Below are 20,567 nucleotides of genomic sequence, written 5' to 3'. Positions count from 1 at the left end.
GCGTTGACCTGTTAAGGGCCCGGGCAGTTTCATTTCCGGTCATCGGGCCGGAATCAGGCCCCGGGTGCGATCGGAGCAGGCCATGACGCAGAAGCCGTACGGTGCGGATCCCCCGTCCCTGCGCAAGACCCTCGGCGTCGTCGACGGCGTCGCGATCGCCGCCTCGAGTACGGCGGCGACCACGAGCATCGGCATCGGTCTCGGCGTGACGGCCGGGGTGGTCGGGCTGCATCTGCCCGCCATCATGCTGCTGGCGTTCCTGCCGATCCTGGGGATCGCGGGCGCCTACTCCCGGCTGAACCGGGTCGAGCCGAACGCGGGCAACGGCTATGTGTGGGTGGGCCGTTCGCTCACTCCGTGGCTCGGTTTCCTGGTCGGCTGGGTGAACATCGTGGCCACCGTGGCGTTCCTCGCGTACACCACGGCCGTGACCGGTTCGGCGATGCTCCAGCTCGCCGGTGAGGCGGGGCTGCACGAGGTGGCGGGCCTCGCGCTCGACCCGGGCTCCACCGCGCAGACGACCGCGGTCGGCATCGTGGTCCTCGTCGCGGTCACGCTCACCGCGGTCACCGGCGTGAAGACCGCCGCGCGGCTGCAGAGCGGGCTGCTGGTCTTCGAGTACGTCGTCCTGCTGGGCTTTTGCGGATACGGCATCGTCACCGGGCCGCACCCCTTCAGCCTGAGCTGGTTCGACCCGTTCGAGATCCCCTCGGCGTCGGCGCTCGCACAGGGGCTGCTGCTGTCGGTGTTCTGTTACTGGGGCTTCGAGGCGGCGTTCACCGTGAACGAGGAGGTGCGCGACCCGCGGGACGCCTCGCGGGCCGGGACCATCACGCTGGTGACGATGCTGGGGCTGTTCCTGCTCGGTTCCGTCGCCTTCCAACGCGTGCTGTCCGAGCCGGAGTTGGCCGGGCACGGCGCCGAGGGGCTGGCGTTCTTCGGCGACCGGCTGGCCTCACAGCCGCTGGCCGCGCTGCCGCTGGTGGCCCTGATGTTCTCGGCCGTCGCCTCGCTCCAGGCCGGGGTGATCCCGACGGCTCGCGGAATGTTCGCGATGAGCCGGGACCGTACGCTCGGACCGGTGTGGTCCAAGGTCAGCGCCCGGTACGGGACTCCCGCGGCCGGGACGCTGCTGATCGGCGCGCTGGCGACGGCCGTGGCCGCGCTCGCCCTGGTGATCCCCCGGCTGGCCGACATGATCATGGCGACGGTCAACGCGGTCGGGATCGTCGTCGCCCTGTCCTACGCGCTCACCGCCCTCGCGGCCGCCGTCCGCTTCCGCGGGCTGCTGCGCGAGGACTGGCGGCAGGGGATACGGGCAGTGGTGCTGCCCTCCTTGAGCGCCGCGGCGCTGCTCGGGCTCGGCGGCTATCTCGGCTGGTCCTTCTACACCTCCACCGACCATCTCGAAGTCAGCGCCGACAACGGGTGGTTCCTGCTGCTCACCCCCACTGCCATGATCGTCTCCGGTTTCGTGGCCGCCGCGTGGGCGAAGTGGGTCCGCAAGTCCCCGTACTTCCGTACCGGGCACGGCACCGACGCCGACGCACCACAGCTGCTCGCGACACCTCACTGAGAACACCGCACGGCACCCGCACGCCCTACCCCGGCAAGGAAACGGAACATGCACGCTGATCTCCTCTTCACCGGCGGCCCGGTCCTCACCCCCGAAGGCCGCACCGCGACAGCCGTCGCCGTCACCGGCGACCGGATCACCGCCGTCGGAAACTCCGAGGTCCACGACCTCGTCGGCCCGAAGACCGAGGTGGTCGACCTCGCCGGACGGCTGCTGCTGCCCGGCTTCCAGGACGCGCACGTGCACCCGGTCCCGGCGGGCCTGGAGCTCACCCAGTGCGACCTGACCGGGGAGAAGACGGCCGAGGACACGCTCGCCGCCGTCCGCGCTTACGCCGACGCGCACCCCGACCGGGAGTGGATCACGGGCGGCGGCTGGTCCATGGAGGCCTTCGAGGGCGGCACGCCGACCAAGGAGCTGCTGGACGCCGTCGTACCCGACCGGCCGGTGTACCTGCCCAACCGGGACCACCACGGCGCCTGGGTCAACAGCCGCGCGCTGGAACTCGCGGGCGTCACCCGCGACACGCCCGACCCGGCCGACGGACGCTTCGAGCGGGACGCCTCGGGCGAGCCCACCGGCATGCTCCAGGAAGGGGCCATGCAGTACGTCGGCCGGATCACCCCTCCGGCCACCGCGGCGGACCGGCTCGCCGCGCTGCTGCACGCCCAGCGGCATCTGCACGCGCTCGGCATCACCGCCTGGCAGGACGCACTCGTCGGCACATTCCTGGGCATGGACGATCCGTCCGAGGCGTATCTGGCCGCGGCCCGCGACGGTTCGCTGACCGCCCGTGTCGTCGGCGCCCTGTGGTGGGACCGCGCACGCGGGGCGGAACAGATCCCCGAACTCGTCGAACGGCGGGCCGCGTTGAGCCACGGGCGGTTCCGGGCCACCAGCGTCAAGCTCATGCTGGACGGGGTCGCCGAGAACGGCACCGCCTCTCTCCTCGACCCCTATCTCGACAAATGCGGCTGCGCGACGGCCAATCGGGGCACCAGCTTCATCGACTCGACCCAATTGCCGTCATATGTCACGGAATTGGACGCACTGGGATTCCAGTGCCACTTCCACGCACTGGGCGACCGGGCCGTACGCGACGCCCTGGACGCCGTCGAGGCGGCGCGGAAGGCGAACGGGCCGAGCGACACGCGTCCGCACCTGGCGCACCTCCAGGTCGTGCACCCCGACGACGTGCCCCGTTTCGCGCGCCTAGGCGCCACGGCCAACATCCAGCCGCTGTGGGCCGCGCACGAGCCGCAGATGGACGAGCTGACGATCCCCTTCCTCGGGTCCGAACGCGCCGCCTGGCAATACCCGTTCGGGGCACTGCTGCGCTCCGGGGCGCGGCTCGCGGCGGGCAGCGACTGGCCGGTCAGCAGCCCCGATCCGCTCCAGGGCATCCATGTCGCGGTCAACCGCGTGAGCCCCGACGAGGCAGGCCCGGTGTTCCTGCCCGCCGAGCGCATAGACCTCACGGCCGCGCTGACGGCGTACACCGCGGGATCGGCGTACGCGAACCACCTCGACGACACCGGGAGCGTCCGGGAGGGAGCCCTGGCGGATCTGGTCATTCTGGACCGCGACCCGTTTGACGGGCCGCCGGAGGCGATCGCCGAGACGAGGGTGGCGCTGACCTATGTGGGAGGCGAGCGCGTCCACGCGGAGCCGGACGCCTGACACCCGACTCCACCTGCGGCGAGGCGAGTTGAGACGTATCACACCCGCAATCACGCGTTACAGATCTCACACCATAGATCGTTTAGGCTCTGGGCAGTCTCGAAGCGCACTTGAGTCATCAACTATCGACTCAGATAGAGCAGTTCGAGTCAGCGGGCGACAATAACGATCGCCTGTTCGCAGGGGCGGGGGCCTGTGAATCGTCTCAAGAGAGGACGCGAATGCCGCAGGACGTCAGGTTCGACCTCCCCTTCAAGACCCCCGTCAGCGAGCACCTGGAGTACGCCCGAGAGCGCCATCTGCGCTGGGTGTGGGACATGGGACTGGTGCGCAGCCAGGCGGGGTTCGAGGAGTACCAGTCCTGGGACCTCCCCCAGGCGGCGGCACGAACCTACCCCCACGCCTCGGTCGACGACATGGTCGTCCTGATGAACTGGTTCTCACTGGCCTTCCTGTTCGACGACCAGTTCGACACGGGAAGTCCCGACCGCGCGGACCGCATAGCGGAGGTCGCGCGGGAGCTGATCGCCACTCCGCTGCGCCCCGCCGGGACCACTCCCCGCGTGGTGTGCCCGATCACCATCGCCTGGGCGGAGGTCTGGGCCCAGCTCTCGGATGGCATGTCCCTGACCTGGCGGACCCGCTTCGCCGCCTCCTGGGGACGCTTCCTGGTGGCACACACCGAGGAGGTCGACCTGGCGGCACGGGGTCTGGCGGGCACTCTCGGCCTCGAGGAGTACGCGGAGTTCCGGCGCCGTACGGTGGGCATCCACCACAGCATCGACGCCGGTGAGCGCAGCCGCGGCTTCGAGGTGCCGCCGCAGGTGCAGGCCCATCCGCTCATGGTCCGGATGCGCGATCTCGCCGCGGACACCATCGGGTTCATGAACGACATCCACTCCTTCGAACGCGAGAAGCGTCGAGGAGACGGCCACAACCTGATAGCCGTGCTGCACCGCGAACGCGGTCGCAGCTGGGAGGAGGCCGCCGCCGAGGCGTACCGGATGACCACCGAATGCCTCGACGAGTACCTCGAACTCGAAGCCCGTGTCGCGGACATGTGCGACGAACTCGGCCTGACCGCCGAGCAGCGCGCCCAGGTCCGGATGGGCGTGGAGGCCATCCAGCACTGGATCAACGGCAATTACGAGTGGGCCCTGACCTCGGGCCGCTACGCCGCGTCGAAGGAAGGCCCGGCCGCCACGGCGGAGTTGGCGGGCAAGGGGTCGCTGGACGATCTGCTCGCGGTGTGACCGGCCGTTTCTGCCCGGCCGGATCCTCCTGCCGGGCAGAAGCGTCGACGTGGCCCCGGCCTGGCGCCCGCTGGTGATGACGAGCGACATAGTTCTGCTCTCCTCCTGCCGGACACCGGCCCACGGGCAGCGCAGAGCCACGGCCGCGCGACCGTAGCGACGCTCGAAGCGCTCCACCCGGCGAAACTCGATGGAACCGGGCCGACCCCGCTGCCTAGGGTCGGGCCATGACCACTCGCACATTCCGTATCACCGTCCGCGGCGTCTTCGACGCGCTCAGCACCGACCAACGCGCCGAACTTCTGGCCCGTGCGACGGAGCACGACGTACTGCGCGCCGCCTTCACCCCCGAGGGGCACCTCAGCTACGACATTGCCGCCCGATCCGCCTTCACCTTCCGGTTCCTGGACGCGGGAGAGAGCGAGGAGGACATCCTGGAGGCGACCGAACGCGCTGAAGGGGCCGCGCAGGCGTGGCTGGCCGAGCGGGGCTACGGCTACAAGAACCTCAGGTCCCAGGCCGAGGACCTCTCCCAGGCGCCCCTCGGCAAACGTCAGCGCCGCGCCGCCGCCCGCACGAACGGCTGACCCGGAGCATCAGCCATCATCGTGAGCAGCACGTCGGACAGGTCGGCTTCGATCGCCGCCCGCGACGTTCACGGCGAAGGCATGCCTTCGGGAGCTTGGCGGCCCGCTTCCACGCTGCCTTTGATGCCGAGTTTTCTGCGCGCCCGCTGGTAGAAGGTCGTACCGCCGAGGCGTACGACTCGAGCCGCCGCGGGAGAAGCCGTCACGGTGATCCGGTCGTCCGCGTCGAGGTAGCCGACCACTTCACCGTCGACCTCGACGGCAAGACGCCCTGTCGTAGGCAGCAGTTCGAGCGTGACGTCCTCGTCCGCCGGCAGGACGAGCGCCCTGTCGAACGACGAGTGGGCGCTGGCGGGGACGACGAGGATGGCTTCGACTCTGGGCGACATGATGGGGCCGCCCGCGGCGAAGCTGTACGCCGTTGATCCGGTCGTCGTGGCGACGACGACCGCGTCGGCCGCGTATCGGATGAACTCGTCGCCCTGGAGGCGGATCGCGATGGCGGCGAGTCCGCTACCGGGTACACGTACGAGGGCGATGTCGTTGAACGCACGGAATTCGCGCCCGTCCGGGAGGCGGGTTCGTACGGCCATACGGGGCTCGGTGGTGTAGTGGCCCTGGTCGACTCGGTCCAGCGCCATGGGCAGGTCGTCGACGTCGATCTCGGCGAGGAAGCCCAACCGCCCCAGGTTGACGCCGAGCACGGGGGTGGCGGTGCCGAAGAGGAGTCGCATGGCGCGGAGCATGGTTCCGTCCCCGCCGAGGCTGACGACAAGTCCGGCCCGGGCGACGAGGGCTGCCGCCGGCACGGACACGGCGCTGCAGTCGATCCGGCCCACCTCGTCCGGCAGCCCCAACACCTCGGTCTGGCTCTTCCGGGCCCATTGAACGACCGATTCGATGACCGGTCCCGGGTTGCGTCTGGGATGCAGGATCAGGCCGATCGATCCGATCAGGCCCATGACGAGTCCCCTTCCGTTGGTTCGCACGCCAGGTTCGAACCTATCTCGCCGCCTTTGCCCGGTACGGCAATCAGGACGGACCTGTGCGCTTACTGCCCGATTGCCGCAGCGACGGTGACGCGGGTCGGACCTGTGCCCGCGCGTTCGACACGGTGACGCCGCCGTGCGCGGGGAGCATCACGCCATGGATGTGGCCGGCCCCGGCGCCGGCGAGGAGGAGGACGGCGAGCGCGATGTCCTCACCTCTCCGATGTGGCCCAGGCTGAAACGCTCCTCGAGCGGACCCTCCGCCCATGGCAGTGTTGCGCCGTTTCGAAGCCGGAGTCGAGGGAGGCCTCAGCGCGTGCGGAGCCGACCTGACAGGCGAGATCCCCTCCCAGGCCGCACCCGGCATCCCACGATGGCTCCGCCTAGTCGCCTGTTCCCGGCGCGAGACGTGGAACGGCAGTGCGGAGCCAACCGGCTAGCACGGAGAAGTCGTCCTCGGTGAGGCCCTTGGTCGGGTCGACTCGGTGAAGCAGCGATGGTCCTGGGTGGTGCGAGGCGACCCAGAGGCGATCCATCGCGCTGATCTCGTCGTCTACCCAGATGAACGGGCGGTGGCCGGCCCACTCGACGAGGGGGCGGGTCTTCCAGTGCAGGCCGCGCGGGCCGTCGCCGGTGGAGGCTTCCGGCCACTCCACCACAGGCAGCTTGGGCAGCCCGATCCGTGGGGCGACGGTCTCGTTGGCCTCATCCATCCATGTCGAGGCCCAGACCAGGTCGCACCCCAGCGCCATCAGACGCTGCCCGACGGTGGGGTCGAGCCGCTCGAGCAGTGGGTTCCCCTGGGCAGGGAACTCTTCGGAGCCCGAGGCAGGGGTCCGAGGCAGACCGGGCGGCGGCCCGAACGGGATGAGCGGTCCGTCGATGTCGAGGAAGAGGATGGGGCGATCCACGGAGTGGGGCGCCACTGATCGCTTGCGGTGCATCCGCTCATCCTTCCCCCCGTGTGTGACCTGCCCGCCGAGGATGGACACCCGGTTGATCACTCGGCATCACCAAGGTCCTCATTTCAGCCGATGGCGCCGGAGGATACGTGCCTCCGAGCAGTAGACGTGTGGCGTGCACAGCCGCCGTCCGAACACCGCACCACAGCCGCACCAGATCGAACGGGGAACGGCGGGGAATCGCGGTGAAACCACCGGGCCCGCCGGAGAAAGGCGGTCCGTGTCAGAGCGGGTGGTGTCAGGCACCTCCCGCTGCGCAGTGCCCCAGGGAGCTTGGTCGGCATACGGCGTGGCCCGACGCAAGGAGCAGGAACCCAAGGCGAAGGCAGCGTCCTCTGACGCCCGCAGCCCTCTCGGGGAGCCACGTGTGTCGTGGCTCCCCCTGCGCTCACACCCCGGCGGTCTGCGCCGCGAACTCCACCGGCAGGGCGTCGAGTCGTGTCTCCCAGGTCGAGGCGGTCGAGGTGAGTTCGTCGGCCGGTACGGCCAGGCGCAGGCCGGGCAGCCGGTGCAGCAGGACGTCGACGGCCGTCTCGATGATGGCCTGGCCTATGTTCTGGCCGGGGCACTCGTGGGCGCCGCCGCTGAACGCCAGGTGCGACTGGTTGCCCTGGAGGGAGACACCGGCGTCGGGGCGGATCTCCGGGTCCAGATTGCCCGCGGTGAGCCCGAGCACCAGGAGGTCGCCCTCCTTGACGTGGTGGCCGCCGAGTTCCAGATCGGTGGCGGCGAACCGCCCCGGCAGGACGGCCAGCGGCGGGGTGTTCCACATGACCTCCTCGACGACCGCGGACACGTTGAGCTGTCCGCTCACAAGACCCGCGAGACGGGAGGTGTCGGTGAGGATCAGCTGCAGCACCCGGGCCAGCAGATTGCTGGTGGTGGTGTGCGCGGTGATCAGCACCAGGCGCAGATGGCTGAGGATCTCGTCCTCGTCGAGGTCCGCGTGGTGCCCGAGCAGACCGGTGGTGAAGTCGGCGCCGGGCTCGGCGCGCTTGCGCTCGGCGAGTTCCGCGAGGATCCGCATGATGCGGTCGTTGTGGGCGACGGCGTCCTCACCGCCCTTGATGACCTGGGCGCAGGAGACGGCGAGGTTGCGCCCCTCGGCCGCCGGGAGCCCGAACAGCCTGGTCAGGACGAGCATCGGCAGGTACTCGGCGTAATCGCCCACCAGCTCGGCGCTGCCGGCGTCGGCGAACGCGTCGATCTGCTTGTTGGCGAAGTGCGTGACGTGCCGCCGGATACCACGCCCCGCGACGGTCTGCAGGTTGTCGGTCACCGCGCCGCGCAGCCTGCGGTGCGGCTCGCCGTCCTGCGATACGCAGTCGGGGCGCCAGCCGAGCATGGGTATCAGCGGTGAGGTGGCCTCGACGCGGCCTTCCTTCCAGTCCCGCCAGATCCGCGCGTCACGGCTGAACTGGCGGGGGTTGTCCAGTACCCGCCGGTTCTCCCGGTAGCCGAGGACCAGCCAGGCGGGGATGTCGCCCTCCAGGAGGATCGGCGCCACGGCCCCGTACTCCTTGCGCAGCCGCGCGTAGATGCCGAGCGGGTCGAGCGCCGCCTCCGGCCCGTACAGCCGGGTGAGGTCGCCGTCGCCGCCGTGTGCGACGGGGCATCCGCGAGGGGCGTCGGGACCGTTTAAGGGCTGGTCGTTCATCGGGGCTCCAGAGCGACGGCAGAGCGTTCCTTGAGGTGACGTATCAGCGCGATGAGCACGTCACGGCTGGATGCCCGGTCGCGGGCGTCGCAGGCCACGACCGGGATGTGCGGGGAGATGTCCAGGGCGTCGCGGATCTCTTCGATCGGGTGGTCCTTGGAGTCGGGGAAGACGTTCAGGGCGATGACGAAGGGGACGTCCTGCCGCTCCATCTCCTCGATGGCCCGGAAGCTGGAGGCCAGCCGCCTGGTGTCCACCAGGACCACCGCCCCGAGGGCGCCCTTGAACAGACCGTTCCACAGGAACCAGAACCGCTCCTGGCCCGGTGTCCCGAACAGATACAGGACGAGCTCGTCGTTGATGCCGATCTTGCCGAAGTCCAGGCTGACGGTGGTCTCCGCCTTGTCCGCCACACCGATCAGGTTGTCGACGTCGGCACTGGCCTGGGTCAGCGTCTCCTCGGTGGTCAGCGGCTTGATGTCGCTGACCGAACGCACCATGGTGGTCTTGCCGGTGCCGAAGCCGCCGGCGATCATCACCTTCACCGAGCGGGTGCCCCCGGCCGTCCGCCGGTCGGGATGGTCAAAGCCTTTGAAGTCCACTGAGTACCTCCTCAAGGAGCGCGAGGTCGGGCCCGCTGCCGGCGCCTGACGCCGGGATGGGATTACGGGCTTCGACGCGGCCTGCGTCCAGCAGATCGGCCAGGAGCACCGCGAGAATGTTGAAGGGCAATCCGAGGTGGGCGCCGAGTTCGGCCACCGACAGCGGATCGCGGCAGCGGCGGACGATGTCCTCGTGCTCGTGCTGCATGCCGGGTACGGCCGCGGCGCGGGAGACGATCAGGGTCGCCACGTCAAGGCTCGACGCCGAACCGCCCGGTCCGCTGCGGCCACCGGTGAGGACGTAGTAGCGCTCGAGACCGGACGGGTCCGTGGGCGGGCGGGGAGCACTCATCCAGAGTGCTCCTCCAGGCGCGGAGTGGTGCCGAGGAGCTCACCCATCCTGCGGGCCAGGTCCCTCATCTGGTGGCCGAGAAGACCCTGGTCGAGGCCTTCCTTGGCAAGCACTCCGAGGTACGTCTCCACGCCGGCCCGCACCACGAACAGGTGACCGCCGTCGACCTCGATCATCGCGAGCCGCAGCTGCCCGGCGTACTGGGGGAACTGCTCGGCCACCGGCTGGGCGAGCGCCTGCAGGCCCGCGACGACGGCGGCGAAGCGGTCGACGTCGTCGGGGTCGTCGGCGCCGTAGGAGGTGATGGCCTTGCCGTCGCTCGATGCCACGAGGGCGAAGCGGATCTCCTGGATGCTCTCCGTCAGGTCGCGGAGCGCCCAGCTCACGTCGGTTCCCTGTTGCGTCATGTGGACTGGTCGCTCTCTTCAGTGCGGTGCTCGTTGAACTCGCGTCCGGCGGCCGTCTCTCCGCTGCCTGCCGGGTCGCGGTCCGCGGTCGTCTCGCGCGACGGGTCGCTCTCGCGTCCGGCCGTGGCGAAGGCGGCGAGGCCGGTGAAGGACGCGTCCGGCGGTACGGCGGCCATGGTCTCCTCCGTCCGCTCGGCGGGCCTGGGCCGCGCCGACGGCGTCGGCGGATCACTCCGCCGACTCCTGCGCCGGGGCAGGCCACCTGGCGTGGTGTCGACGGCCTCGGCGGTCTTTGCGGACGCGACCGGGGCGGGCTCGGCGCTCGTCGCCGGCGCGGCGGACGGGGCGACCGGCTCGGTGACGGCGGGCAGCGGGCTGAAGTACTTGTGGGGGACCACGACGACCACCGAGGTGCCGAGCCAGGGAGAGTCCGCGAAGGTGACCCGGATGCCGTAGCGGCGCGCCAGGGCGCCCACCACGCGCAGGCCCAGGTTCGCGTCCTCCGAGATGCCGCCGAGGCCGGGGCCCGCCGCGGTGCCCGTGAGGGACTGCTCCGCCTCGCGCTTCTTCTCCTCGCTCAGGCCCTTGCCCGCGTCCTGGATCTCGATGCCGACGCCGTTGGGGACCTCCTTGCCGGAGACGACCACCGGCTCGGTGGGCGGCGAGTAGCGGGCCGCGTTGTCGAGGAGGTGGGCGAAGATCAGCGTGAGGTGGTCCACCAGGCCGCCGTCGACGCCGAGTTCGGGCAGGTGGCGGACCTGGACGCGGTCGAAGTCCTTGATGCGGCCGATACCGCCGCGGACCACGCTGAGCAGCCGCTGCGGTTCCTGCCACTGGCGTCCGGGCCGGTCCGAGCCGCCGAGCACGCCGATGCTGGCGGCGAGACGGTCGGCGGGGCCGATCTCCTGGTCCAGTTCCATGAGGCCCTGGGCGACCGCGGGCAGCCGCCCGTGTTCGCCCTGCATCTCGTGCAGGCGCCCGCGCAGCTTGCTGGTCAGGACGTGGATGCGGCTGCCGATGCTGATCACGGCCTGCTCGGCGGAGGTCGAGCGGTTGAACTCCTCTTCCACGCCGATCAGCGCGGTCCTGAGGACCTTGCGCAGCTCGGCCCGCAGCTCGGGGCTCGCGTCCGGCTCCTCGGCGACCTCCGGCAGGATGTCGTCGATGGCGTCACCGGCCCGCAGCCGCTCGAGCGCCTCGGGCAGATACGTGTCGGCAAGGCGCGCGACGACGGCCTGCTGCCGGGCGAGTTGCTCCTGCCAGACCTCGGCTTCTCCGGCGAGTCTCGCCTCATAGCCCTGGGCTTCGCCGACGAGCCGGGCCTCGAAGGCCTTGGCGTCCTCGGCGAGCCGGGCCTCGAAGACCTGGGCCTGCTCGGCCAGTTGGGCGTCCAGGCCGGAGCGCTCGGCCGCGAACTTCCGTTCCAGGCCCGCCACATGCTGCTGCCACTGCTGCGAGTGCTCGGCCTGCGAGGTGCGGAAGTCGCCGGTGGTGCGGCGCAGTTGGGACTGGGTGCGGACGAGCAGCCGTACACAGACGGCGCCGGCCGCGGTGGCCGCGGCACCGGCGAACGTCGCGGGTATCTGGACCTGGTCGGGTCCCGCGACGGCGGTGGCAACGGTTCCAGCACCTAAGGCCAGCGGCATCAGCCACCAGCTGTACCAGGCGACGGGTGCCCGCGCCGCCGGGGGCGGAGTGGCAAGTTCCATCTGCATCCTTCGCAAGCAACACGATCGAACGGGGGGGGTGTGCAGGCGCCGTACGCGTCGGGGAACGCCAGAGCGAGGCGACCGAATCTGTTCGCGTCAACTCGCAGCGCCGCAGGGGAGCTTATCGGGTTCGAGATCGAAAGGATCAACTCCCCTCCTCGCAGCTGTGAGTGTTCGGTCACTCTCCGACAAGAGTGCTCACGTCGACAAATCCCTTCACTGACACCGCAATTGGGAAGGTTGCTCAACGACCGAACGGTCGGGTGTGATCAAGCCGTCGGGGTACACGGCGATCGCCAGGGGCATGCATGTCATGCTCGGTCCCACTCGGAATGATCTTGAGGAGACGTACGGATGAGTTCCCTGTCGGGTTCCCCCACCGCGGCACCCACCGCGCCCGGGCGCCTGCCCCTGATCGGACACGCCCACCAACTGGCCCGTCGTCCGCTCGACTTCATGGACTCCCTGCGTCGGCAGGGCAGCGTGGTACGGATCCTGCTCGGACCCACCTCGGCCTACGTCGTCACCGATCCCGCCGTCACCCGCAAGGTGCTGGTGACGGAGGTCGACGCCTTCGCCAAGGGCGGGAAGATCATCGACGCGCTGCGGGTCTTCTTCGGCGACGGGCTCGCCACGATCGCCGACGGCGACCTGCACATGAAGCACCGACGCCTGATGCAGCCGATGTTCAACAAGGCGCACATCGCGACCCGCGGTGACGTCATGATCGACCATGTGCGGGCCGCGGCCGGCGCCTGGACGGCCGGGGTCGCGCGCGAGACGTACGACGACATGAACGATCTCACCCTGTCGACCTTCCTGGTCGCCCTCTTCGGGTCGGGTCTGCCCGCCCAAGTCGAGGAGGAGTTCACCGGCCTGATGCCGGCGATCATGCGCGGCACGATTCGGCAGACCATCCTGCCGGGCTGGGTGACGAAGCTGCCGCTGCCGGCGAACCGTGCGCACGAGCGGCGTGTGGCGCGTCTGCGGGTCCTGATCGACCAGGCGATCGACCACCACCGCGCGCAGTTGTCGGCCTCGGCACCGGCGGCCTCCAAGGCGCCGGCGGGCTGCCCGGCGCACCAGAGTGCCGAACAGGCCCCCGGGAGTGGGCTGTTCTCCACCCTCCTCACCGCCGACGACCCCGAGACCGGCCCGCTCTCGCGCCAGCAGCTCCAGGACGAGGCGATCACCCTCCTGACGGGTGCCATCGAGACCACGGGGACGACCCTGGCCTGGGCGCTGTACGAGATCAGCAGGAACCCGAAGATCGAGCAGCGCCTCCACGAGGAGCTCGACGCGGCCTGCGGCGAACGCCCGCTCGCTCAGGAGGATCTGGCCGCCCTCCCTTACATGCGCAGCGTCCTGAAGGAGACCATGCGCATGTACGGCCCCGCCTGGCTGGTCACGCGCACCACCACGCGCCCGGTCACGCTGGACGGACACCCGATACCGAAGGGCGCGGACGTCATCTACAGCCCGTACGTCCATCAGCACGACCCCGAGGTCTACGGCGCCCCCGGCACCTTCGACCCGGACCGCTGGGAACCCGAGCGGGCGAAGAGCGTCAACCGCTCCTCGTTCCTCGCCTTCGGCGACGGCCGCCGCAAGTGCATCGGCGAGGAGTTCGCCTGGACGGAACTCCTCATCATCCTCGCCACTGTGCTCCAGCGCTGGCGGCTGACGCTCACCTCGGCTCCCCCGCGCCCGCAGGCCATCGTGACGGTCAAGCCGGACAAACTGTCGATGACGCCGCACCCGCGTACGGCCTAGCGGAGAGGAGCCTCCCCCGGCGCTCGGCGTCCTGACACCGAGGCCGGGGCCGGCGACAGCACAGGCACGGACGGCCCGCTCGGCGAACTGCGGCTGCCGGGCGACCGGTTCCTCACCGGCGGGGTGCTCGCGCAGGTGCTGTGGTCAGACCTCGGCCTGAGCCTCGTGGCCTGCTGCGGCCTGGCGGGTGCGCGCGTCACACTGGTCGACCGCATCCCGCCGATCTCACGACCTGCGGAGCATGCGGTTGGCGCCGGCGGCGGCCGTCGTCGCGAGCAGCCAGCCCAGGCAGACGAGGACCACGGCCGCCCACTGCAGTCCACCGCGGGGGCTGAACGCCTGCTCCTGCCCGAAGTCGACGAGCGGCAGCACCAGGTCGAAGGTGTAGATCGCCGCCTGGAAGTGGGGCGGCTTGCCCGGGTCGATGGCCTGCGGAGGCCACCGCGTGAACAGCAGGATCCCGCTGAACATGATCGCGCACAGCCACCACACGGCGCGCATCGGCCGGTAGCCGTATCCCACGGTGATGTTCTGCAGGCCGCTCCACACCCGCCCAGGCCACGGCAGCGTGGCGCGCAGGCGCCGCTGTTTGGCGAGCAGGACCGTGCGCGCGTCTCCGTCATGGCCGTGCTGGCGATACGCGGCGGCCAGTTGTTCGTACGGCTGGGGGGTGAAGCCCTCGGGGTCGCGGGCGAGCAGGGGAAGCCGCTGCACGGCGGGGAGTTGGGGCAGCAGGCTCTCGTACACGACCCCTTCCAGGCGCACCGCGCTCGGCCAGCTGTCCGGCGTGCCGCGCAGGATGGTCAGGCGGGTGTGGCTGAGGTCGACGGTTCCGTGCATGGGCTCGCGGGGGCGCAGATGGAGTTCGGACGCGGTGGAGCGGCGACAGGTGAGGGCCGGAGTTCCGGACGGCACGTCGATGACGGCGTCCTGGAAACAGACCCGGCTGCGCACGGTGATGCTGCTGAGCGTGACCCTGCCGCGCGCCGTGAACCCGTCGCAGCAGTTGAACACGGCACCCACGTCTATGCCGTGGGCACGCAGCGCGGGCCCTTGTTCAGCGCTGAGCGAGGCCCCTTCGAAGAGGGCGCCGCCACCCACCCGGGCGTCGCACAGATCGACGGTGCCTTGCGCGACGAGCCCGCCGCGGCAGTCCAAGTCCCCTCCTATGTGCAGCCTGTTGGCCTTGAGCGCGAGCCCCGACGGATTGAGCAGCTCGGCCCGCTTGAGCACGACGCTGCCGCGTACGGAGGTGTCCCGCAGGTCGGTGCAGCCGTCGACACGCAGCCCCGTACCGGCCTGGATGTCCCCGCCGATGGTGGCGCACAACAGCTGCAGCGCCCGTTCTCCGCGCCGTTCACCATGCCCGGTCAGGCGGCTGTTCTCCAGGTGCAGCGAGCCGCCGATCGAGGCGCCGTAGAGATCGATGGGCCCTTCCACGCGGCACCCGGAGATCTCGCATTTCCAGCCGGTCGTGACGCCCACGGCCGACAGGCCGGGCAGCGCGCAGTCCCGCATCTCCAGCGCTCCCAGGCGCGCGCCGTCGAGGCAAGGGACCTGCTCGAAGTGGCAGTTACGTAACCGCAAAGTCCCCGCGACAACGGCCTCGGCCAGGTCCAGCCGCCCGGTGATCCGCACATCCCTGAGCCTCAGCCGGGGCAGATGCCCCGCCTCGGCCGGCGGCGGCGCCAGCAACAGCCTCCGTACGACGGACGCCCGGACCTCGCCCTGGTCCGCGAACCACTCCCCTCTGCGGAAAGCGGCCCACATCCCCCGTTCACTCCCGCTCCATCCACCCGGCGCGAGGCTGCCCGACACGTCAACTCCCCCTCCAGCAACGGAAATCCCGTGATCGCTACCCCGGGGGCGCACAGGGCAACCTGAGGCGCCCCGCGACTTCCTGGACGGGTGTCCAGCTATAGTGGACACCTGTCCATGAAATAACTGCTCGACAACTACGTACGACGGAGCTTGCTGACGATGGATACGGTCGCGAACGTGCTGGTGGGCCTGGTGGCCGCGCTGCACGCGTACATCCTGGTGCTGGAGATGTTCCTGTGGGAGAAGAAGCCGGGGCGGGAACTGCACGGGTTCGACCGGGAGATGGCCCGGGCGACCGCGCCGCTGGCCGCCAACCAGGGGCTCTACAACGGGTTTCTGGCGGCGGGCCTGGTGTGGGGTCTGATCGCGGCGGATCCGACCGGGTTCCGGGTGCAGGTCTTCTTCCTGGTGTGCGTCGTGATCGCGGGTGTGTACGGATCCGTCACCGCGAACCGCCGCATCCTCTTCGCGCAGGCCCTTCCCGGCGCGCTCGCCCTGGCCGCCGTCCTCGTCGCGCGGTGACGCCCGAGGACCCGCGGGCCGCCCGGACCCGGGCGAAGCTGCGGCAGGCTCTGCTGGAGGAGTGCGCCGAGCGGCCGCTTGAGGAGGTCGGTGTCGCCGCGCTGGTGCGGCGGGCCGGGGTCGGCCGGGCCACGTTCTACGTGCACTACACCGACCTGGAGGCGTTGGCCGTCGACGCCTGCGCCGATGTCGTACGGGACGCCGTGGAGGCCCTGCACGCGTGGCGCGGACGGCCCGACCCGGTGTCCGCGCCGCCCGCCCTCCGCACGTTCTTCGCCGAACTGGCCCCGCATGCCGCCCTCTACCGCACACTCCTCGGCCCCGGCGGTGGGGGCCCGCTCGGTCTCGTGCTGCACCGGGATCTGCGCGCCCGCAGCCTGGCCGAGCGCACCCTCGTGGGCGCCCCGGACGCCCCGCTCGTGGCCTCCGCCGTCGCCGCCACCTTCGCGGGAGTCCTCGCCGACTGGCTGCACGGCCTGCTGGAGGGCACCCCACAGGAAGTCGCCGATCAGGTCTGGCAGTTGCTGGTCGCCCTGCACCGGAGCCGCTGACGGGTCACTTGCAGCCCACCTGCTGCTTCGTCGCCGGCCACGCCTCCACGCCGTCGGGAGTACGGACGTACGCCGTCGACTTGCCCGCCGTCAGCCAGAGTTCCCAGTCGTGGAAGCGGTAGCCGGTGTCCCGCGCGCCGACCGGCATACGGGCATCTCCGTCGTACGCGGCGCTGAGCACCTCGCTCCCGAGCACCCCACGCGGATCGCGCGCGTACTGCCTGAGCTCCTTGCCCTGGCCCAGCCACAGGAAGTGCGCGCTTTCCCAGTCGCAGTGCTCCGCGCCGGCCGAGCTGCTCACCTCGGTGGTGGACACGCGACGGCCGTCCCGATCCGTCCAGATCTCGTACCTCGAGTCGGTGAAGCTCGCCGGGAGTTCGGACGGGTCGCAGGAGGCGTTGGTCTCGGGACCCCAGCCAGGGCGGTGCGGCTGGTCCTTGGCGACGACGACGGCCACCTTGGTCCTGCCCTTGACGTCGTACGAGAACAGGACACGGTCCTTTTCCTTGCGCTCCACGCGATAGCCGCGGTCCGGCAGCTCGGGCTGGTCCATGTCGAAGTAGGCGTTCAGGCCTTCCTCCGGCGTCGAGCCGCCGTCCTTCCGACCCCACCCGTCACCCCCGCCGCCCATGTAGATCTCGCCGTCGCACTCCAGCGCCCGGCCCGCCGCGCCCGAACTCTCCTTGGCGCGCACGCTGCCGTCGCCGATCTCCTTGATCGGCACGTCCAGCGCTCCGGAGTACGGTGTGGCCGGGGGCGTTCCCTCGACCACGAGGTCGTCGCGCGTCCCGTCCTCGCACCCCACCACCGTCAGGCCGACGAGAGCCGCCGCCGCGATCCACTTACGCATACCCACCCCTGTTCCCCGCACCGCCATGTCGCTCCTCCGACGCACGAGCGACGCGGATCGTTCGACGGCCGGCGGATGGCCCCGCCACAAGAAGACCGAGAAGAGTCCGCTGCGCGCCGGGCAACGGCATACCCGGGCCAACGATCAGATCAACTGCCCGGAACGGCCTAGTGGGCCGCCTGGAACGTACGCCGGTACGCCTGCGGTGAGACGCCGATCGCCGCGTGCAGATGCTGGCGCAGTGAGGTGCCGGTCGCGAAGCCGACCTCGCCGGCGATCTGGTCCACCGACAGGTCGCTGGACTCCAGCAGATGGCGGGCCCGGGAGACCCGCTGCTGGATGAGCCAGCGGCCGGGGCTCATGCCGACTTCGTCGTTGAAGCGGCGGGCGAAGGTGCGCAGGCTCATCCGGGCGTGGCCCGCGAGATCGGTCAGTGTCAACGGGTCGCCGAGGCGGGCCAGGGCCCATGCGCGGGTGGCGGCCGTGCTCGTCGCCGAGGGTTCCGGCACGGGCTGCTCGATGTACTGGGCCTGGCCGCCCTCCCGCAGGGGCGGGACCACACAGCGCCGGGCCACCTTGTTGGCCAGCGCGCTGCCGTGGTCCTTGCGGAGGATGTGCAGGCAGACGTCGATGCCGGACGCGGCGCCCGCCGAGGTGAGGACCGAGCCGTCGTCGACGAACAGCACGTCCGGGTCCAGCGACACCCGCGGGAACAGGCGCCGGAACTCGTCGACCACCTGCCAGTGCGTGGTCGCCCGGCGCCCGTCGAGCAGACCGGCCGAGGCCAGGACGAACGCTCCCGTGCAGATGGAGACGAGGCGGGCGCCGGGCGGGATCAGCGCGAGTGCGGCGGCGACCTCGTCGGAGAGCTCCACGACGAGCCTGGCCGGGGCGATCGCCGCGATCACCACTGTGTCCGCCGTGGACAGCGCCTCCGGACCGTGGTCGACGGCGACCGAGAAGTCGGCGTTGGTGCGGACGGGGCGGCCGTCGACAGTGCAGGTCACCACCTCGTACCGGCCGTCCGCCGCGCCGAAGATCCGGCTGGGGATGCCCAGCTCGAAGGGGTAGACGCCGTCCAGCGCCAGGACGACCACTCGCTCCACGGAATGCATGGCACGATCTTATCGAAGGTTGGCAATCATGCCATTTTCTTGCCGGGCGGGCCCGGGCAGGCTGGTTCACCATGAGCACTGTGAACACCATGCGAGCCATCAGTCAGGACGTCCTCGGCGGTCCCGAGGTACTCAAGGAAGTGCAGGTGGAGCGCCCCGCGCCGCGCCCCAACGAAGTACTCGTGCGGGTGCGCGCGGCCGGCGTCAACCCGACCGACTGGAAGCACCGCGAGACGGGCGGCTTCCTCGGCGAGCCGCCCTTCGTCCTCGGCTGGGACGTCTCCGGCGTCGTCGAGGCGGCGGGCATCGGCGTCGCCCGTTTCAAGCCCGGGGACGAGGTCTTCGGCATGCTGCCCTACCCGTTCGGCCACGGCTCGCACGCCGAGTACGTCACCGCCCCCGCCCGAGCCTTCGCGCACAAGCCGTCCGGGATCGACCACATCCAGGCGGGCGCGCTTCCGCTGGTCTCCCTGACCGCCTGGCAGACCCTGGTGGAGACGGCGGACATCCAGCCCGGTCAGCGGGTACTGATCCACGCGGCGGCCGGTGGAGTCGGACATGTGGCCGTGCAGATCGCCAAGGCGCGGGGCGCGTACGTCATCGGTACCGCGAGCGCGGGCAAGCACGAGTTCCTGCGGGAGATCGGCGTGGACGAGGCGATCGACTACCGGGAGACCGACTTCACCGAGGCCGCGAAGGACGTCGACGTCGTCCTGGACACGATCGGCGGCGAGTACTCCGTGCGCTCGCTGCGCGTGCTGCGCCCGGGCGGGATCGTGGTCTCGATCCTGCCGGTCGGGTCGGAGGACTTCTACGAGGAGGCCGAGCGGCTCGGCGTACGGGCGGTCAGGATGCTTGTCGACGCCTCCCACACCGGTATGAAGGCGATCGCGGAGCTCGTCGAGGCGGGGAAGTTGCGCCCCACGATCGCCGATACCTTCCCGCTGGCCGATGCCGCCGAGGCGCATGCGCTCGGCGACACCGGCCGGACCACGGGGAAGCTCGTCCTCGTCGTCGGCTAGAGGGCGTCGGCCAGAAGTCGTCGGCTAGAAGGTGAGCACGGGCTTGATCGTCTTGCCCGCGCTCATGTCCCGCACCGCCCGCTCGATGTCCGCGAAGGGATAGTGGGTGATCAGGCGGTGCAGCGGAAGCCGTCCGTCCTGGACGAGCGCGACCAGCGCGGGGATGGAGGTCTGGGTCTCACTGTCGCCGAGTGTGAGGCCCACGACCTTCTTGCCGGGCAGCAACGCGTTGACGTCGAGGGCGACTTCGGTGCCGAAGGGCGGTGCGCCGACGACGACCAGGGTGCCGCGCGGGGCGAGCGCGTCGGCACCCTTGCGCAGTACGGCGACACTGCCCGTGGCCTCCACGACACCGTCGGCGCCCCGGCCGTCGGTGAGGGCGAGCACCGCCTCGGTGACATCGGCCTCGGCCGCGTTCACGGTGTGGGTGGCGCCCAATTCCCGGGCCAGTTCGAGCCGTTCGGCGGCCTTGTCCACGGCGATGACCGTGGTCGCGGGGGTCAGGGCCGCCGCCATCACCGCGGACAGGCCGACAGCTCCGGCGCCGAGGACGACGAGGCTGCTGCCGGCCTCGGGCTTCAGTACGTTCCAGACGGCGCCCACTCCCGTCTGCACCCCGCAGCCCAGCGGGGCTATGGACTCCAGCTGGACGTTCGGATCGACTTTCACGAGGCTGCGCTCGTCCACCAACGCGCGTTCCGCGAAGGACGACTGCCCGAAGAAGTGGCCGCCGAGCGGCGCCCCGTCGCGGCTGATCGTGCTGGTGCCGTCCGCGCGCCGGCCGCCGATGAGGTTCAGCGGCAGCCAGGTGGCGCAGTACGCGGGGTGTCCGTCACGGCAGTTGTGACAGCCGCCGCAGGAGGTGAAGGACAGGACGACGTGGTCACCTGGGGCGACACCGGTGACATTCGGGCCGACGGCCTCGACGACTCCCGCTCCCTCGTGTCCGAGGACTCCGGGCAGCGGGAAGGGCAGACCGCCGCTCGCCACTCCGAGGTCGGTGTGACACAGGCCGGTCGCCACCATACGGACGAGGGCCTCGCCGGGGCCGGGCTCGTCCAGCTCGACGTCGGTGAGGGTGAACGGTGCTCCCCCGGACTCGACCACGGCGGCGCGGGTGGTGGTGGACATCGCGTGAA

At 70.6% G+C, this 20,567-nt stretch carries 19 protein-coding genes; 8 read left to right on the top strand and 11 right to left on the bottom strand.

Going from position 1 to position 20,567, the window contains the following annotated elements:
• The first annotated feature begins 82 nt into the window (after nucleotides 1-82).
• The 4 genes from AB5J53_RS45395 (at nucleotide 83) to AB5J53_RS45380 (ending at nucleotide 5,096) form a co-directional block, all read left to right on the top strand.
• Nucleotides 83-1,576 (top strand): APC family permease, encoded by a 1,494-nt coding sequence (locus AB5J53_RS45395; protein ID WP_369251413.1) that lies wholly within the window; start codon nucleotides 83-85, stop codon nucleotides 1,574-1,576.
• A 48-nt stretch (nucleotides 1,577-1,624) separates the two neighbouring features.
• Nucleotides 1,625-3,256: an amidohydrolase gene (locus AB5J53_RS45390; RefSeq protein ID WP_369251412.1), complete on the top strand. Its 1,632-nt coding sequence runs from the start codon at nucleotides 1,625-1,627 to the stop codon at nucleotides 3,254-3,256.
• A gap of 221 nt (nucleotides 3,257-3,477) precedes the next feature.
• Entirely contained in the window at nucleotides 3,478-4,509 is a 1,032-nt protein-coding gene (locus AB5J53_RS45385; protein ID WP_369251411.1) for a 7-epi-alpha-eudesmol synthase, read from the top strand.
• Nucleotides 4,510-4,736: 227 nt separating this feature from the next.
• The gene (locus AB5J53_RS45380) at nucleotides 4,737-5,096 is read left to right on the top strand and encodes a DUF6204 family protein (protein ID WP_369251410.1); all 360 of its coding nucleotides are present in this window, start codon (nucleotides 4,737-4,739) and stop codon (nucleotides 5,094-5,096) included.
• Between the two features lie 68 nt (nucleotides 5,097-5,164).
• Here AB5J53_RS45380 and AB5J53_RS45375 read toward each other — a convergent pair whose 3' ends face one another.
• The 7 genes from AB5J53_RS45375 to AB5J53_RS45345 all read right to left on the bottom strand — a co-directional run bounded on the left by AB5J53_RS45375 (nucleotide 5,165) and on the right by AB5J53_RS45345 (nucleotide 11,774).
• Nucleotides 5,165-6,058 (bottom strand): NAD(+)/NADH kinase, encoded by an 894-nt coding sequence (locus tag AB5J53_RS45375; protein WP_369251409.1) that lies wholly within the window; start codon nucleotides 6,056-6,058, stop codon nucleotides 5,165-5,167.
• 410 nt (nucleotides 6,059-6,468) lie between these two features.
• Complete coding sequence (locus AB5J53_RS45370) at nucleotides 6,469-7,029, bottom strand: HAD domain-containing protein (RefSeq protein WP_369251408.1); 561 nt, start codon at nucleotides 7,027-7,029, stop codon at nucleotides 6,469-6,471.
• Between the two features lie 406 nt (nucleotides 7,030-7,435).
• Entirely contained in the window at nucleotides 7,436-8,704 is a 1,269-nt protein-coding gene (locus tag AB5J53_RS45365) for a cytochrome P450 (protein ID WP_369251407.1), read from the bottom strand.
• Nucleotides 8,701-9,306, bottom strand: a complete 606-nt coding sequence (locus AB5J53_RS45360; RefSeq protein WP_369251406.1) for an ATP/GTP-binding protein — start codon at nucleotides 9,304-9,306, stop codon at nucleotides 8,701-8,703. Before AB5J53_RS45360 ends, AB5J53_RS45365 begins: the two co-directional genes overlap by 4 nt.
• Complete coding sequence (locus tag AB5J53_RS45355; RefSeq protein ID WP_369251405.1) at nucleotides 9,287-9,658, bottom strand: DUF742 domain-containing protein; 372 nt, start codon at nucleotides 9,656-9,658, stop codon at nucleotides 9,287-9,289. Before AB5J53_RS45355 ends, AB5J53_RS45360 begins: the two co-directional genes overlap by 20 nt.
• Complete coding sequence (locus AB5J53_RS45350) at nucleotides 9,655-10,065, bottom strand: roadblock/LC7 domain-containing protein (protein ID WP_028798637.1); 411 nt, start codon at nucleotides 10,063-10,065, stop codon at nucleotides 9,655-9,657. Before AB5J53_RS45350 ends, AB5J53_RS45355 begins: the two co-directional genes overlap by 4 nt.
• A complete protein-coding gene (locus AB5J53_RS45345) occupies nucleotides 10,062-11,774 on the bottom strand; it encodes a sensor histidine kinase (protein ID WP_369251404.1) in 1,713 nt (570 codons plus the stop codon). Before AB5J53_RS45345 ends, AB5J53_RS45350 begins: the two co-directional genes overlap by 4 nt.
• A 354-nt stretch (nucleotides 11,775-12,128) precedes the next feature.
• Between AB5J53_RS45345 and AB5J53_RS45340 the strand changes: the two genes are divergently transcribed.
• The gene (locus AB5J53_RS45340) at nucleotides 12,129-13,547 is read left to right on the top strand and encodes a cytochrome P450 (protein WP_369251403.1); all 1,419 of its coding nucleotides are present in this window, start codon (nucleotides 12,129-12,131) and stop codon (nucleotides 13,545-13,547) included.
• Between the two features lie 225 nt (nucleotides 13,548-13,772).
• Here the strand turns inward: AB5J53_RS45340 and AB5J53_RS45335 are convergent, their stop codons facing one another.
• Nucleotides 13,773-15,365, bottom strand: a complete 1,593-nt coding sequence (locus AB5J53_RS45335) for an oxidoreductase (protein WP_369251402.1) — start codon at nucleotides 15,363-15,365, stop codon at nucleotides 13,773-13,775.
• Between the two features lie 162 nt (nucleotides 15,366-15,527).
• Here AB5J53_RS45335 and AB5J53_RS45330 point away from each other — a divergent pair, with 162 nt between their 5' ends.
• Nucleotides 15,528-15,890, top strand: coding sequence for a DUF1304 domain-containing protein (locus tag AB5J53_RS45330; RefSeq protein WP_369251401.1), 363 nt, complete (start codon nucleotides 15,528-15,530; stop codon nucleotides 15,888-15,890).
• Nucleotides 15,887-16,441: a TetR/AcrR family transcriptional regulator gene (locus tag AB5J53_RS45325; protein ID WP_369251400.1), complete on the top strand. Its 555-nt coding sequence runs from the start codon at nucleotides 15,887-15,889 to the stop codon at nucleotides 16,439-16,441. Before AB5J53_RS45330 ends, AB5J53_RS45325 begins: the two co-directional genes overlap by 4 nt.
• Before the next feature lie 4 nt (nucleotides 16,442-16,445).
• Here the strand turns inward: AB5J53_RS45325 and AB5J53_RS45320 are convergent, their stop codons facing one another.
• Nucleotides 16,446-17,291 carry a hypothetical protein gene (locus AB5J53_RS45320; RefSeq protein ID WP_369251399.1) on the bottom strand — a complete coding sequence of 282 codons (846 nt, stop codon included), beginning with the start codon at nucleotides 17,289-17,291 and terminating at the stop codon, nucleotides 16,446-16,448.
• Nucleotides 17,292-17,458: 167 nt separating this feature from the next.
• Nucleotides 17,459-18,406, bottom strand: a complete 948-nt coding sequence (locus AB5J53_RS45315; RefSeq protein WP_369251398.1) for a GlxA family transcriptional regulator — start codon at nucleotides 18,404-18,406, stop codon at nucleotides 17,459-17,461.
• Nucleotides 18,407-18,477: 71 nt separating this feature from the next.
• Here AB5J53_RS45315 and AB5J53_RS45310 point away from each other — a divergent pair, with 71 nt between their 5' ends.
• The gene (locus AB5J53_RS45310; protein WP_369251397.1) at nucleotides 18,478-19,428 is read left to right on the top strand and encodes an NADP-dependent oxidoreductase; all 951 of its coding nucleotides are present in this window, start codon (nucleotides 18,478-18,480) and stop codon (nucleotides 19,426-19,428) included.
• Between the two features lie 24 nt (nucleotides 19,429-19,452).
• Here the strand turns inward: AB5J53_RS45310 and AB5J53_RS45305 are convergent, their stop codons facing one another.
• Complete coding sequence (locus AB5J53_RS45305) at nucleotides 19,453-20,559, bottom strand: NAD(P)-dependent alcohol dehydrogenase (protein ID WP_369251396.1); 1,107 nt, start codon at nucleotides 20,557-20,559, stop codon at nucleotides 19,453-19,455.
• Between the last annotated feature and the right edge of the window lie 8 nt (nucleotides 20,560-20,567).

The organism is Streptomyces sp. R41 (assembly GCF_041053055.1).
Classification (GTDB): Bacteria; Actinomycetota; Actinomycetes; order Streptomycetales; family Streptomycetaceae; genus Streptomyces.
The sequence above is the reverse complement of the archived record's forward strand: the minus strand, read 5'-3'. Positions and strand labels throughout refer to the sequence as shown.

Bases quoted from the DNA above. Each gene is read 5' to 3' on its own strand.
- AB5J53_RS45390 (WP_369251412.1), top strand. From the start codon at position 1,625: ATGCACGCTGATCTCCTCTTCACCGGCGGCCCGGTCCTCACCCCCGAA.
- AB5J53_RS45310 (WP_369251397.1), top strand. From the start codon at position 18,478: ATGAGCACTGTGAACACCATGCGAGCCATCAGTCAGGACGTCCTCGGC.
- AB5J53_RS45370 (WP_369251408.1), bottom strand. From the start codon at position 7,029: ATGCACCGCAAGCGATCAGTGGCGCCCCACTCCGTGGATCGCCCCATC.
- AB5J53_RS45305 (WP_369251396.1), bottom strand. From the start codon at position 20,559: ATGTCCACCACCACCCGCGCCGCCGTGGTCGAGTCCGGGGGAGCACCG.
- AB5J53_RS45380 (WP_369251410.1), top strand. From the start codon at position 4,737: ATGACCACTCGCACATTCCGTATCACCGTCCGCGGCGTCTTCGACGCG.
- AB5J53_RS45375 (WP_369251409.1), bottom strand. From the start codon at position 6,058: ATGGGCCTGATCGGATCGATCGGCCTGATCCTGCATCCCAGACGCAAC.
- AB5J53_RS45355 (WP_369251405.1), bottom strand. From the start codon at position 9,658: ATGAGTGCTCCCCGCCCGCCCACGGACCCGTCCGGTCTCGAGCGCTAC.
- AB5J53_RS45315 (WP_369251398.1), bottom strand. From the start codon at position 18,406: ATGCATTCCGTGGAGCGAGTGGTCGTCCTGGCGCTGGACGGCGTCTAC.
- AB5J53_RS45350 (WP_028798637.1), bottom strand. From the start codon at position 10,065: ATGACGCAACAGGGAACCGACGTGAGCTGGGCGCTCCGCGACCTGACG.
- AB5J53_RS45345 (WP_369251404.1), bottom strand. From the start codon at position 11,774: ATGGAACTTGCCACTCCGCCCCCGGCGGCGCGGGCACCCGTCGCCTGG.
- AB5J53_RS45330 (WP_369251401.1), top strand. From the start codon at position 15,528: ATGGATACGGTCGCGAACGTGCTGGTGGGCCTGGTGGCCGCGCTGCAC.
- AB5J53_RS45385 (WP_369251411.1), top strand. From the start codon at position 3,478: ATGCCGCAGGACGTCAGGTTCGACCTCCCCTTCAAGACCCCCGTCAGC.
- AB5J53_RS45365 (WP_369251407.1), bottom strand. From the start codon at position 8,704: ATGAACGACCAGCCCTTAAACGGTCCCGACGCCCCTCGCGGATGCCCC.
- AB5J53_RS45340 (WP_369251403.1), top strand. From the start codon at position 12,129: ATGAGTTCCCTGTCGGGTTCCCCCACCGCGGCACCCACCGCGCCCGGG.
- AB5J53_RS45395 (WP_369251413.1), top strand. From the start codon at position 83: ATGACGCAGAAGCCGTACGGTGCGGATCCCCCGTCCCTGCGCAAGACC.
- AB5J53_RS45320 (WP_369251399.1), bottom strand. From the start codon at position 17,291: ATGCGTAAGTGGATCGCGGCGGCGGCTCTCGTCGGCCTGACGGTGGTG.